At 66.9% G+C, this 11973-nt stretch carries 12 protein-coding genes and 1 tRNA gene; 8 read left to right on the top strand and 5 right to left on the bottom strand.

Annotated elements, in window-relative coordinates; genetic code table 11:
• Positions 1-14 precede the first annotated feature (14 nt).
• Positions 15-1052 (top strand): hypothetical protein, encoded by a 1038-nt coding sequence (locus ACPYN9_RS02505; protein WP_424463614.1) that lies wholly within the window; start codon positions 15-17, stop codon positions 1050-1052.
• Between the two features lie 126 nt (positions 1053-1178).
• Here ACPYN9_RS02505 and ACPYN9_RS02500 read toward each other — a convergent pair whose 3' ends face one another.
• Positions 1179-2390 carry a pyridoxal phosphate-dependent aminotransferase gene (locus ACPYN9_RS02500; protein WP_424463612.1) on the bottom strand — a complete coding sequence of 404 codons (1212 nt, stop codon included), beginning with the start codon at positions 2388-2390 and terminating at the stop codon, positions 1179-1181.
• Between the two features lie 192 nt (positions 2391-2582).
• Between ACPYN9_RS02500 and ACPYN9_RS02495 the strand changes: the two genes are divergently transcribed.
• The 5 genes from ACPYN9_RS02495 to rplA all read left to right on the top strand — a co-directional run bounded on the left by ACPYN9_RS02495 (position 2583) and on the right by rplA (position 5375).
• Positions 2583-2655 (top strand) — tRNA-Trp (locus ACPYN9_RS02495).
• Between the two features lie 70 nt (positions 2656-2725).
• Positions 2726-3037: a preprotein translocase subunit SecE gene (secE, locus tag ACPYN9_RS02490; RefSeq protein ID WP_104285874.1), complete on the top strand. Its 312-nt coding sequence runs from the start codon at positions 2726-2728 to the stop codon at positions 3035-3037.
• Positions 3038-3113: 76 nt separating this feature from the next.
• Positions 3114-4043 (top strand): transcription termination/antitermination protein NusG, encoded by a 930-nt coding sequence (gene nusG, locus ACPYN9_RS02485; protein ID WP_424463611.1) that lies wholly within the window; start codon positions 3114-3116, stop codon positions 4041-4043.
• A 111-nt stretch (positions 4044-4154) separates the two neighbouring features.
• Entirely contained in the window at positions 4155-4586 is a 432-nt protein-coding gene (rplK, locus tag ACPYN9_RS02480) for a 50S ribosomal protein L11 (protein ID WP_424463609.1), read from the top strand.
• Positions 4587-4688: 102 nt separating this feature from the next.
• Positions 4689-5375, top strand: a complete 687-nt coding sequence (gene rplA / locus ACPYN9_RS02475) for a 50S ribosomal protein L1 (protein WP_424463607.1) — start codon at positions 4689-4691, stop codon at positions 5373-5375.
• A 261-nt stretch (positions 5376-5636) separates the two neighbouring features.
• On the opposite strand, the gene ACPYN9_RS02470 is transcribed toward rplA, so the two are convergent.
• From ACPYN9_RS02470 to ACPYN9_RS02455, 4 genes are all read right to left on the bottom strand, one after another.
• Positions 5637-6638 (bottom strand): NADP-dependent oxidoreductase, encoded by a 1002-nt coding sequence (locus ACPYN9_RS02470; RefSeq protein ID WP_424463605.1) that lies wholly within the window; start codon positions 6636-6638, stop codon positions 5637-5639.
• Positions 6639-6686: 48 nt separating this feature from the next.
• Positions 6687-7691 carry a YqaJ viral recombinase family protein gene (locus tag ACPYN9_RS02465; protein ID WP_424463603.1) on the bottom strand — a complete coding sequence of 335 codons (1005 nt, stop codon included), beginning with the start codon at positions 7689-7691 and terminating at the stop codon, positions 6687-6689.
• 71 nt (positions 7692-7762) lie between these two features.
• On the bottom strand, positions 7763-9022 hold the full coding sequence (locus tag ACPYN9_RS02460; protein ID WP_424463601.1) for an allantoate amidohydrolase: 1260 nt from the start codon (positions 9020-9022) through the stop codon (positions 7763-7765).
• The gene (locus ACPYN9_RS02455; protein ID WP_424463599.1) at positions 9019-10170 is read right to left on the bottom strand and encodes an FAD-dependent oxidoreductase; all 1152 of its coding nucleotides are present in this window, start codon (positions 10168-10170) and stop codon (positions 9019-9021) included. The genes ACPYN9_RS02460 and ACPYN9_RS02455 overlap by 4 nt, the downstream gene beginning before the upstream one ends.
• A gap of 104 nt (positions 10171-10274) precedes the next feature.
• Here ACPYN9_RS02455 and ACPYN9_RS02450 point away from each other — a divergent pair, with 104 nt between their 5' ends.
• The gene (locus ACPYN9_RS02450; RefSeq protein ID WP_424463598.1) at positions 10275-11156 is read left to right on the top strand and encodes a LysR family transcriptional regulator; all 882 of its coding nucleotides are present in this window, start codon (positions 10275-10277) and stop codon (positions 11154-11156) included.
• A gap of 276 nt (positions 11157-11432) precedes the next feature.
• Positions 11433-11948, top strand: a complete 516-nt coding sequence (gene rplJ / locus ACPYN9_RS02445; protein ID WP_424463597.1) for a 50S ribosomal protein L10 — start codon at positions 11433-11435, stop codon at positions 11946-11948.
• Positions 11949-11973: the final 25 nt, after the last annotated feature.

The raw sequence follows: 11973 nt of genomic DNA, 5'->3' as shown, positions 1-11973 counted from the left end.
GTACTCTCGCAGGCATGACGCAACCGCCCATCACCCCACCGCCAGGTCAGCATGGCGGACCGGACCCGCGGCGGCAGCCCCAGCAGCCGCCCGCCGGCGGGCAGGTGGTGCCGCCGGGACAGTACCCGCCGGCGCAGAACTTTGGCCAGCACGCACCGCACGGCCAAGCGCCCGTGACCGGCCACGCGTCGCATCCAGGGCAGCTCCAAGGCCCACCACCTCCGGGCGCACCCGGCCAGAGGCCGTTCGTGCAGGGGCCGCCGCCGAATCTCCCACCGGGCGTGCCGCCGCCTCGCTACATCCCCCAACCGCAGGCGGCCCCACAGGTGAAGCGACGAGAGCTCGGCGAAGACCCCGAGCTCCAGAAGCAGCGCAAGCGTCCCATCGGCCTCCTCGTCGGCATCGGCGTGAGCGGCCTCGCCATCATCGCCCTGGTCATCGGTCTCTTCGCTGCGTTCAACACACCGAGCGACCCGACGATCCCCGTCGGCGGCGCCGACCCGCAGGGCCCGGCCTCGACGCCCATCCCGACGAGCACGCTCATGCCCGCCGCTCCCCAGGAAGCGGCCCCCGGGTACATCCCGATCACCACCGATGTGGTCTTCCCGAACGGCATCACCGTCGTCAACCCGCCACTCGGCGGATGGGAGCAGGACATCTCCGAGCGGCAGCCGAACCTCTACATCCTCAGCGACCCGCAGTCCGGCGCGTACTTCTCGGTCGCACAGGAGAACCTGCACCAGAGCGAGTATCGCGACGAGGACATGACTCGATCGGAGCTGAACTCTGCGTCGCTGCAGTTCACTGCGAAACCTGAGCCGGTCGGCGACCCTGTTCCCCTCGTGATCCAGGGTCAAGGCGGGTACGAGCTCGAGCTGCTCGCGCAGCGACTCCGCTGGTCGGACGGCTCCGAAGGCATGATGGCGACCCGCTACATGCCATCCACGGGCACGAAGATCACGATTCTCGCGAACGCCTGGGGCGGAGAGCTCGACGACCCGAATTCCCGCATCTCGCAGAAGGTCGCCGAGATCAGCTTCACGACACCGTAGGGGCGAGCGCGGCGTCGATGCGGCCGTGGATCATTGCTCCTCGGCGACGGCGAAGAGGCCGGCCCGGGCCCGCCGGCTTGGCTGGCAGGCCCGGGCCGGCCTCGTTGCTGTGCGCTGACGCCCCGCCTAGAGCTCGACGCCAGCGAAGAGCTTCTGCAGGCGCTGGACGCCTTCGAGGAGAGCCTCGTCGCCGAGCGCGTAGCTGAGGCGCAGGTAGCCGGACGGGCCGAACGCCTCGCCAGGGACGACCGCGACTTCGGCGACGTCGAGGATGAGGTCGGCGAGGTCGAGCGATGAGGTGATCGTGCGCCCCTCGATCTCCTTGCCGATGAGCTGCTGCACGTCGGCGTACACGTAGAAGGCGCCCTCGGGTGTCGGGACGCGGAAGCCGTTGACCTTGCTGAGCTCCTCCACCATCGTCTTGCGGCGACGGTCGAAGGCGAGGCGCATCTCCTCCACTGGCTCGGTGGGGCCCGTGAGGGCCGCGACCGCGGCGCGCTGCGCGATGTTGTTGACGTTGCTGGACAGGTGCGACTGCAGGTTGCCCGCGCCCTTGATGGCGTCGACGGGGCCCACCATCCACCCGACGCGCCATCCGGTCATCGCGAACGACTTCGCGACGCCGTTGACAAGGATCGTGCGGTCGGCGACCGCGGGGGCAGCCTCGACGATCGAGACCGCGCGGACTCCGTCGTAGGTCAGGTTCTGGTAGATCTCGTCGGCGATGACCCAGATGCCGTGCTCTGCAGCCCACTCGCCGATGGCGCGCGTCTCGTCTTCCGAGTAGACAGCACCTGTCGGGTTCGACGGGGACACGAAGAGCATCGCCTTCGTGGCTGGCGTGCGCGCGGCTTCGAGTTGGTCGACCGTGACCTTGTACTCCTGGTCGGCGCCCGCGAAGACGGGAACGGTCGTGCCGCCAGCGAGCTGGATGACCTCGGGGTACGTGGTCCAGTAGGGAGCGGGGAGGAGGACCTCGTCGCCCGCGCCGACGACCGTGTTGATCGCCTGGTAGACGGCCTGCTTGCCGCCGTTCGTGACGATGACCTGCGAGGCGGGCACATCCCAGCCCGAGTCTCGCTTCGTCTTCTCGGCAATCGCTTCGCGAAGCTCCGGCAGGCCGGCCGCCGGCGTGTACCGGTGGTTCTTCGGGTCGCTGACCGCGACGAGCGCGGCCTCGACGACGTGCTGCGGGGTGGTGAAGTCGGGCTCGCCCGCGGCGTAGCTGATGACGGGCCGGCCAGCCGCCTTGAGGGCTTTGGCCTTGGCGTCGACCTTGAGCGTTGCAGATTCGGCGATCGCGGCGATGCGAGGAGAGAGACGTGAGTCGGAAACCATGGCCAAGAGTCTAGGTCCGCGGGGGCGTCGCCGTCCGCGAGTTGCGCCTCCGTTGGACTTCCGGCGCGCACCTGTCGTATGCTTTCCTAGTTGCCGAAAGCGACATACTGAACCGCGCCTGAAACTGTTCCCTATGGAGCAGCTGCAGACGGTATCAGGGTGAACGGATGCACGCATCCGGTGTTCACGCAAAGGGCGGTGGCTCAATTGGTAGAGCAGCGGTCTCCAAAACCGCAGGTTGCAGGTTCGAGTCCTGTCCGCCCTGCATTTCGGTGCTGAACGCACCCACTACGGGGCCCACCATCGAAGGTCTCAACCATCGAAAGGGAGAGCGCGTGAGTCCAAGCAAGTCCGACGAAGCGACCGACGTCGCAGAGTCAAAGCGAGGCTCAGAGCCCAAACGCGGCCTCGTTGGCCGTATCGCTCTCTTCTTCCGCCAGGTCATGGGTGAGCTCAAGAAGGTCGTCACCCCGACCCGCGCCGAGCTCTTCAAGTTCACCGGCGTCGTGCTCGTCTTCGTCATCTTCATGATGGCGCTCGTCACGCTGCTCGACCTGCTGTTCGGGTGGGGCGCATCGTGGGTCTTTGGCCAGGGAAGCTCGCTCTTCCCGAGCGAGCCGGCGGCGACGCCGGTTCCGACGGAATAGCCGCAGCGCTCCGGCTCACAAGCCTCCACCGACAACGGGCGAGTTGCCCAGCACCACAGAATCGAGATGAGGAATCGTGTCAGACCCGAACGTCGCCGACCCGAACGGTCTTTACGAGACCGCACTGGAGCAGGACTCCGAAGTCGTAGAGGCTCAGGAGGGTGACCGCGACATCGACGCAGAGCTCGAAGCGGCCCACGAGATCGAAGAGTCCGACGAGGTCGTCACCGAGGAAGACCTCGACGACGGTGAAGGCGCAGACGTCGTCGACCCCGAGGTCGACGCGATCGTCAACGACGTGCTCGAGATCGACACGAGCGAGGAAGAGGCAGCAGCAGCTGCCGCGACCGAAGACGAAGAGGTCGAGGCGCGTGAGGAAGACCCTGACGTTGACCCCTACGAGACCTTCAAGCGCGAACTGCGCCTCAAGCCGGGCAAGTGGTACGTCATCCACACCTATGCCGGCTTCGAGCGCCGCGTGAAGCAGAACCTGCACCAGCGCACCGAGTCCATGAACATGAGCGACTTCATCTACCAGGTGGAAGTCCCCATGGAAGACGTGGTCGAGATCAAGAACGGCCAGCGCAAGATGGTCACCCGTGTGCGCATTCCGGGCTATGTGCTCGTGCGCCTCATGCTCAACGAAGACTCCTGGTCGGTTGTGCGCCACACCCCGGGTGTGACGGGCTTCGTGGGCAACGCCCACAACCCGACCCCGTTGCGCTTCAACGAGGCATTTGAGATGCTGAAGAGTCTGGTTGAAGTCGCTGAGGCGCCCGCGAAGGCGAACGCTTCCGGCCAGGCTGGTGCTCAGAAGCGTCAGCCCATCGCAGAGATCGACTTCGAGATCGGCGAGACCATCACGATCAAGGAGGGCTCCTTCGAGGGGCTCACCGGTTCGATCAGCGAGATCAAGCCCGAGAGCGGCAAGCTCACCGTGCTCGTGTCGCTCTTCGAGCGCGAGACCCCGGTCGAGCTCAGCTTCGACCAGGTCACCAAGCTCTAGCACTCGCCCCCGCAGGGCGATTGCCCCCAAACCACCGGAGTCCGGATCCGCCGGGCCACCGGGAGAGCACCGCGCAGTTGCGCGGAGTTCGAATCGAAAGAAGGAAAAGACATGGCACCCAAGAAGAAGGTCTCGGGTCTGATCAAGCTTCAGATTCAGGCTGGCGCCGCTAACCCGGCTCCTCCTATCGGCCCCGCGCTCGGTCAGCACGGCGTCAACATCATGGAGTTCTGCAAGGCCTACAACGCGGCTACCGAGTCGCAGCGTGGCAACGTGATCCCCGTCGAGATCACCGTGTACGAAGACCGTTCGTTCACCTTCATCCTGAAGACCCCTCCTGCTGCCGAGCTCATCAAGAAGGCTGCCGGCGTCAAGAAGGGCTCGCCGACGCCTCACACGGCGAAGGTCGGCAAGCTCACCGCCGCCCAGGTCCGTGAGATCGCCGAGCAGAAGCAGTCCGACCTCAACGCGAACGACCTCGACCAGGCGTCGAAGATCATCGCTGGCACGGCTCGCTCCATGGGAATCACGGTCGAGGGCTAGTCCTTCCCGCTCCCAACACCACACGTCGCGCCATGGGCGCGGTACTGAACATCGCGGGAGAGCCGGCCAGGCTCGTAACCGCAACTCTTGAAGGAGAACAACATGGCTAAGTCCAAGGCATACCGTGCCGCGGCAGAGAAGATCGGCGAGGACAAGTTCTACGGTCTCGCCGAGGCCGTCGAGCTCGCACGCGAGACCGGCTCGTCCAAGTTCAACAGCACCGTTGAGGTCGCGCTTCGCCTGGGTGTCGACCCGCGCAAGGCGGACCAGATGGTTCGCGGCACCGTCAGCCTGCCCAACGGCACCGGCAAGACGGCCAAGGTCATCGTCTTCGCGACCGGTGACAAGGCTGAGGCAGCCATCGCTGCCGGCGCCGACGAGGTCGGCGGCGACGAGCTCATCGCTCGCGTTGCAGACGGCTGGACCGACTTCGACTCCGCAGTCGCCACCCCTGACCTCATGGGCAAGGTCGGACGCCTCGGAAAGGTCCTCGGACCCCGCGGCCTCATGCCGAACCCGAAGACCGGAACGGTCACGACCGACCCGGCCAAGGCTGTCACCGAGATCAAGGGCGGAAAGATCGAGTTCCGCGTCGACAAGCACTCCAACGTGCACTTCATCGTCGGTAAGTCGTCGTTCTCGTCTGAGCAGCTCGGGGAGAACCTCCGCGCAGCCCTTGACGAGGTCGTCCGCCTCAAGCCGTCGAGCTCGAAGGGCCGCTACATCCAGAAGGCTGTCGTCTCGACGACCTTCGGCCCCGGCATCCCGCTGGACGTCAACGCGATCTAGTCTGTCGCGAGCTACATAGCTCAGGTGGATGCGCGCATCCGCCACCAAGAACGGCCCAGTCCTCGGACTGGGCCGTTCTTGTTCTGTCTTGGCCCCAGCATCCGCGCTCCCTCCCATCCCCTCATACCCGCCGCGGAGCCGGAAACATGCGGGAGATGCATCTTCGTCGACCAACGAACCTGCTTCTCTCGTGTGGATGCCGCTTCGCTCATGCGGATGCAGCCAGGCGGGGGAGCGGCGAGGGAGCGCGCGCCGGCCCCCCTACGCGTCGATGTCGAGGACGACCTTGCCTCGCACGTGGCCTTCGGCGACGAGCTGCTGAGCGGCACCGGCCTCGGCGAGGGGGAAGACGCGATCGACGTGCGTCTGCAGGGCGCCCTGCTCGAAGAGCTGCGTGATGGTCTGCAGGATGCGTCCCTCCGGTGAGAGCTTGAGGGTGGAGGCGACGATGCCGCGGTGTTCGGCGGCGGCCTCGTCGAACAGCTCCGGGTAGCTGCCGGTCGGCACGTTGATGAGGGCGCCCCCGTCGCGGAGCACTCGCAGCGAACGCGTGCCGGTCTGGTCTTTCACGTTGCCGATGAGGTCGATGACGACATCGACGGGCTCGGTGATGACGTCTTCGAAGCGTTCGTTGCGATAGTCGATGACCTGGTCGGCACCGAGCTCGCGGAGCCACTCGTGGTTGCGTTCGGAGGCGGTCGTGATGACGTGTGCGCCGTAGTAGGAGGCGAGCTGCACGGCGAAGTGCCCGACCCCGCCGGCGCCCGCGTGGATGAGGACACGCTGCCCCGTGTAGACGCCTCCGGCTTCCACGACGGCGGCCCAGGCGGTGAGCACCGCGAGTGGCACCCCACCCGCTTCGATGAACGACAGGTTCTTCGGCTTCTTGGCGAGGCTCATGAACGGAATCGAGACGAACTCGGCGTAGGCACCCGAGTAGCGGGGGAACAGCAGCATTCCGTACACCTCGTCGCCCGGCTGGAACGGCGCGAGCTCGTAGGAGGCGCGGACGACGACTCCGGAGAACTCGCCGCCGAGGGTCGAGGGGAAGCTCGAGATGGCCTTCGCGGCCCCGGCTCCCGAGCGGGTCTTTCCGTCGATCGGGTTCACGCCAGCTGCTTTGACCCGCACGAGCGTGTCCGAATTGAGGGTGAGGGGAACGGCAGTCTCGCCGAGCTGCATCATCTCGGGTCCGCCGATGCCCGTGAGCAGGGCGGCGCGCATGGTGTCTGAGGTCGGCTGGAGATCTGAGGCGTCAGTCATGGGCCCATTGTCTCCCGTCGAGGGCGACGCGTCGTGGAGCGGCGTTGGCTACGCGTAGGTCTCGGCGTCGTAGAACGACTGGGTGTAGTCGTTCGTGCTGTGGGTGTTGCCGTAGGCGCCGGTGGCGTAGTGCGCGAACTCGCCCCGGTACTTTTCGACGTCTCTGAGCACTTCGTCGGCGAGTGTCACGAGCTTCGCGATCTCCGCCTCGTCGCGGTCGACCCAGACGAACTTGGGCTCGCGGTCGACGACCACGAAGTCCTGGTGCCGCTCCCACACCATGAGGGTGCGTTCGGCGCCGAGCACGTACTGCTGCCACCAGATCTGGCGCAGGTACGAGCGAGGGATGCGCTTCCACACCTTGTTGGTGGTTTTGATTTCGGCGAGGAGGATGCGGCCCTCTTCGTCGCAGTGCAGTCCGTCTGGCGTTGCGAGGTGGCTCTTCGAGGCTTCGGCGTGGAAGAGGAGTCCGCTCGCTGGAATGCCGTGGCGCTCCATGACCCATCTGGCGATCTCGGGTTCTCGCTGTCGCCCGAAGTCGGTGTAGGCGTTGCCGCTGAACGAGGTACCCATGACCTTGTCTTTGACGACCTGCTTCACGGAGGCCGGTGTCGCGAGTCGCGCCGCATCGGTCGCCGTGACACCGTCGGCTCGGGCCTTCAGCCAGGCTGCCCGGTCGTTAGAGTCGGCGAGCACGCGAAGCAGGTGCGCGCTCATGGCCTCGACTTCGGGTGTCGCGGGCAGTTCTATGGAGCTGGTCTCGCCCGACGGGCTGTGTGCACGCCAGACGCCGACTTCGCTGGCCGACAGCGGAGTCGTCGCCGGGGCCGGCCTGGTCTCCGAGGTGTAGAAGCGTGGCAGGGCTTCGAGGCGTCTCGGGGATCTGGCGGGGTCGGTCGTCGGATGCTCGTGCTTGGCGGGCGCGGACGCGTAGTCCATGAGCGCTGCGGGACCGTAGAGCTCGCGGTCGCGGCGCCCTGACCTGGGCGCTGCTTGAGGTTCGCCGAGCCAGGACGTCTCGTCGACGTCGTGGCTCGGGCGGAACATGACCATCTGCCCATTCTTTCCCACACCACCGACAGAGTCGGTACCAAGCGCCGGTCTGCCGGAAGTTTGTGTCCGGCTCAGGGTCGCTCGGCTGCCCCCGCGCCGACGGCCATGATCGCCGTGGCGAGCGCGCGTGCCCCGTGGTCCGCATCCACGTCTTCGACATACTCCTCGGGTGAGTGGGAGATGCCGCTCGGGTTGCGGATGAAGAGCATGGCGGTCGGCAGGTGCGCGGCGAGCACGCCGGCATCGTGACCTGCCCCGGTGTCGAGCACGGGCGCATCCGGCAGCGCGAGCTGGAGCTCGTTCCTGAGCGTCGCGTCGAAGGTCACGGTCAGGGAGAGCGACTCCTCGATGAGCGCCGCTTCGCACCCCTGTTCGGCGGCGATCTCGGTGGCCCGGGCGCGGATGCGCTCGACGAGGGATGCCGTCACGTCGTCGTCCGGGTGCCGCACGTCGAGCCAGGCGTCGACACGGGATGCGATGACGTTTGTGCCACCGGGAACCGGCTCGAGTCGGCCGACCGTCGCGCGAGCGTGCGGCACGGAGCGCGCGATCTCCTCGACGCCGATGATGAGTCGGGCCGCTGCGACCATCGGGTCTCGCCGGTCGGCCATGAGCGTCGTGCCCGCGTGGTTGCCCTGGCCGGTGAAGCTCGCACGCCAACGGCCGTGGCCCAGGATCGAGGAGCCGATGGCGACTGGGCCGGCGAGATCGACGAGCCCGCGCCCTTGCTCGACGTGCAGCTCGATGAAGGCGCTGAACTGCGCGACACGTGCGGGATCAGCCCCGAGGTGCGCAGGGTCGAGGCCAGCAGCTGCCGACGCCTCCGCGAAGGTCGTGCCCTCCGCATCCCGCAGCGCACGCGCCCGGTCTGGGTCGATGGCGCCAGTGAGCAGTCGTGACCCGAGGCAGGCGACGCCGAAACGAGAGCCCTCTTCTTCGGGGAAGACCGCGATCGCCACCGCCACGCTCGGTTCGCGCCCCTCGCTCCGCAGCAGATCGACGGCCGCGAGGGCCGCCGTCACGCCGAGGGGGCCGTCGAACGCGCCGCCACCGGGCACCGAGTCGAGGTGGCTGCCCGTGATGAGCGCGCCGGTGCGGTCGCCGTCTGCCCGGTCCCACCACGCCCAGATGATGCCGTTCGGGTCGATCTCGATGTCGAGCCCGCGGGCTCTGGCTGCGGCGAGGAACCACTCGCGGAGCTCGAGCTCGGGGCGGGAGTAGACCGGCCTGCTGTAGCCGCCGCGCGTGCGGTCCCTCCCGAGATGCTCGATCTCTCGCATGAGGGAGGAGACCGAGCTCGGTCGGCCGTGGCTGGGGGTGACGGGGGTCACGCGGATGCTCCAGACGTCGCGGCTACTCGGAACTCGTCGGGCACCGTGCCGGTTCCCATGAGCAGGTCGGCTGCGAGCTCGCCGAGGAGCGGCGCGAACTTCCCGCCGTGGCCTGAGCAGGCGGACAGGACGACCAGGTTGTCGACGCGGTCGATGACGAAGTCCTCCGTCGGTGTCGTCGTGAAGAGGCAGGTCGTCTCAGCGTAGGGGGCCGGATCGACCCCGGGGAGGAACGTCTCGGCGTAGGCCATGAGGGCGCGCCTGTTGGCTGCGTCCACGATGCCGTCCTGCTCGAGCGCCGAGTCGATGATCTTGCCGCCGTTGAACTGGGCGACCTTCTGACCGCGCCAGTCGGCGTCGCGGCCGCCTGGCAGACCGTAGGTCTGCAGCGCCTGCGACTTGTAGATGAACGTCGGCCAGGGGTCGGCGTCTGCTCCTGAGTCTCGCTCGTCGAGGTAGGGGAAGTGGTAGGCCTGCTCCTGCCGCACCTCGAGGCTGGGGAACTGAGCGAGGAAGGCTGCCGGCAGCGAGAGGTCCCCGAGGAGGGCCGGGAGCCACCCTCCGGCAGCGACGACGATGCCGTCGGCCTCGACGGCCTCGCCTGTCGTTGAGTGCACGCGGTACCCGGTCGCGGTGCGCTCGACTCGTGTGACCGGCCATGCGGTGCGCAGCTCGAGCCTGCCCGTCGCGGATGCGGTGGCCAGCATTGCGTCGACAGTTGCGCCTGCGTCGAGCACGCCTGCGCCAGCGTGCCACAGCACGTCGGTCTCGAACCGGAACTGCGGCCACCGCTCCTGCGCCGAGGCGGGGCTGAGGAGTTCGTGATCGACGCCCGCGGACTCCAGCACGGTCGCGAGCCCCGCAGGGTCGCGGATGTCGCCGTGATCGAGGGCGCCTGTCGGGCGGATGAGCTGGGTTCCGCTCACCCGCTGCAGCTCGTCCCAGCCTGCTTTCGACCTGACGACGAGGTCGGTGTAGGTCTGTTCCGGGTAGGCGTAGCGGAAGATGCGGGCCGAGCCGTGCGAGCTGCCGTGCTCGTTGGCGGGGACAGTACGCTCGAGCAGGGTCACCTCGTGCCCACGCTCGGCGAGGTGCCAGGCCGCCGAAGCGCCGGCGAGGCCCGCGCCGATGATGATGGTGTCGGTCATATCCGCTCCCTGCCGTGGCTGTTGGGTGGTGTTCCCAGTCGATTACCGCACCAATACGCGAGCGAGTCCAATATCATTTCTCTCACCATTGATAGCCCTCGCGAATGGATAACATGGAGCTCCGCCAGCTCAGATACTTCGTGGCCGTCGCAGACGAACTCCACTTTGGCCGCGCCGCCGAGCAACTCCACATGACGCAGCCGCCCCTCACGGTCGCCGTCCGCAAACTCGAAGAAGAACTCGGCGTCGCCCTGCTCGAGCGCACGACCCGCAGTGTCTCGCTCACCGCCGCTGGCCGGATGTTTCGTCAGCGAGCGATCGCGATCCTCGATGATCTGGATGCGGCCGTCGCCGAGCTCGAAGACGTCGCAGCAGGCAGAGCTGGCAAGCTGCGCGTCGGGTTCGTGAGCTCGGCGAGCTACACCGTGCTGCCCCGCGGACTGCAGGCATTCCAGGAACGCAGGCCGCGCATCCGCCTCGAGCCTCGCTCGCTCACGAGCGCTGAACAGCTCACCCTCCTCCTCGAGGGGGAGCTCGACGTCGGGATCCTCCGTGACCCGCTCGCCGTGCCCGGCCTGCGGACGACGCTGCTCGAGAGCGAAGACCTGGTCGCGGTCCTCCCTGCCGGAGGTGCGCAGGCGGATGCGACAACGGTCGCCCCGGAGAGCTTCCACGGCAAAGACGTGGTGCTGTTTCCGTTCGAGTTGATGCCCGGGTTCGTCTCGAACGTCATGACCTGGCTCGGGGGAGCGCAGGCCGTGCCTCGCATCGTGCAGAGCGTCATCCATCAGGAGACCGTGCTTGGCCTCGTCGCGGCCGGAGTCGGAGCTTCCATCCTGCCCGCCTCGGTGGCACGTTTCCAGATGCCAGGGCTCGTCACGAGGCCGCTCCTCGGCTCGCCGAGCACCGAGCTCCATGCCGTCGAGCGTCAGCGAGGGCACCCGAGTTCTCGTCTCCTCATCGACGCGCTCCGCGCCCCGAGCTGACCGCCGAGACACCCGCGTTGACGTACCGCGCGCGAGCATGTACTCTTTCGGAAGCCCAAGACCGCAGGTCTTCGTTGTGCGTGAGAACGTACACGAACGAAGGTTCGCAAGAACGTCCCGCGCAGGTGAACGAAGCAGATCTGCTCTGCGCGCAAGCGCATCCCCTCAGCTCCGGTCCGCCTGCGGCCGGAGCTTTTTTGTGTGTTGTGCATCAAAGATGCGCCTGCGGTGCGCGCGTGACAAACGTCATGCACGTGCAAGAGAGAGAGGAGTGCCATGGCGACCAAGGAAGCAACTGTTGCCGAGCTGCAGGACTTGTTCCAGAGCTCGACCGCCGTTCTGCTGACTGAGTACCGCGGTCTCACTGTTGCGCAGCTCAAGACGCTGCGTCGTTCGATCAGTGAGCACGCAAGCTACGCCGTGGTGAAGAACACGCTGACGAAGATTGCGGCGAACAACGCCGGAATCACCGCGTTTGACGACGAGCTCGCTGGACCGACCGCAATCGCGTTCGTGCACGGCGACCCCGTCGCAGTCGCGAAGAGTCTTCGTACCTTCGCCAAGGAAAACCCTCAGCTCGTGCTGAAGGGTGGTTTCTTCGACGGAAACCCCCTCAGCGCAGAAGAGGTCAACAAGCTCGCCGACCTCGAGTCCCGCGAAGTTCTGCTCGGCAAGCTTGCCGGCGCCTTCAAGGCCTCGCTGTTCGGTGCCGCATACCTGTTCACCGCGCCGGCAGCCAAGGCTGTTCGCACGGTCGAGGCATTGCGCGAAAAGCAGGAGTCCGCGAACTAGTCCTACGGGATCTCGCGGCTAGAAC

This window comes from Pseudoclavibacter helvolus (genome assembly GCF_049707175.1).
Taxonomy (GTDB): Bacteria; Actinomycetota; Actinomycetes; order Actinomycetales; family Microbacteriaceae; genus Pseudoclavibacter; species Pseudoclavibacter helvolus_A.
This window is presented reverse-complemented; position numbering and strand designations above follow the sequence as displayed.

Excerpts from the sequence above, each read along its gene's own strand:
- ACPYN9_RS02505 (WP_424463614.1), top strand. The coding sequence starts at position 15 with ATGACGCAACCGCCCATCACCCCACCGCCAGGTCAGCATGGCGGACCG.
- ACPYN9_RS02500 (WP_424463612.1), bottom strand. The coding sequence starts at position 2,390 with ATGGTTTCCGACTCACGTCTCTCTCCTCGCATCGCCGCGATCGCCGAA.
- rplK (WP_424463609.1), top strand. The coding sequence starts at position 4,155 with ATGGCACCCAAGAAGAAGGTCTCGGGTCTGATCAAGCTTCAGATTCAG.
- rplA (WP_424463607.1), top strand. The coding sequence starts at position 4,689 with ATGGCTAAGTCCAAGGCATACCGTGCCGCGGCAGAGAAGATCGGCGAG.
- ACPYN9_RS02470 (WP_424463605.1), bottom strand. The coding sequence starts at position 6,638 with ATGACTGACGCCTCAGATCTCCAGCCGACCTCAGACACCATGCGCGCC.
- ACPYN9_RS02465 (WP_424463603.1), bottom strand. The coding sequence starts at position 7,691 with ATGGTCATGTTCCGCCCGAGCCACGACGTCGACGAGACGTCCTGGCTC.
- ACPYN9_RS02455 (WP_424463599.1), bottom strand. The coding sequence starts at position 10,170 with ATGACCGACACCATCATCATCGGCGCGGGCCTCGCCGGCGCTTCGGCG.
- ACPYN9_RS02450 (WP_424463598.1), top strand. The coding sequence starts at position 10,275 with ATGGATAACATGGAGCTCCGCCAGCTCAGATACTTCGTGGCCGTCGCA.
- rplJ (WP_424463597.1), top strand. The coding sequence starts at position 11,433 with ATGGCGACCAAGGAAGCAACTGTTGCCGAGCTGCAGGACTTGTTCCAG.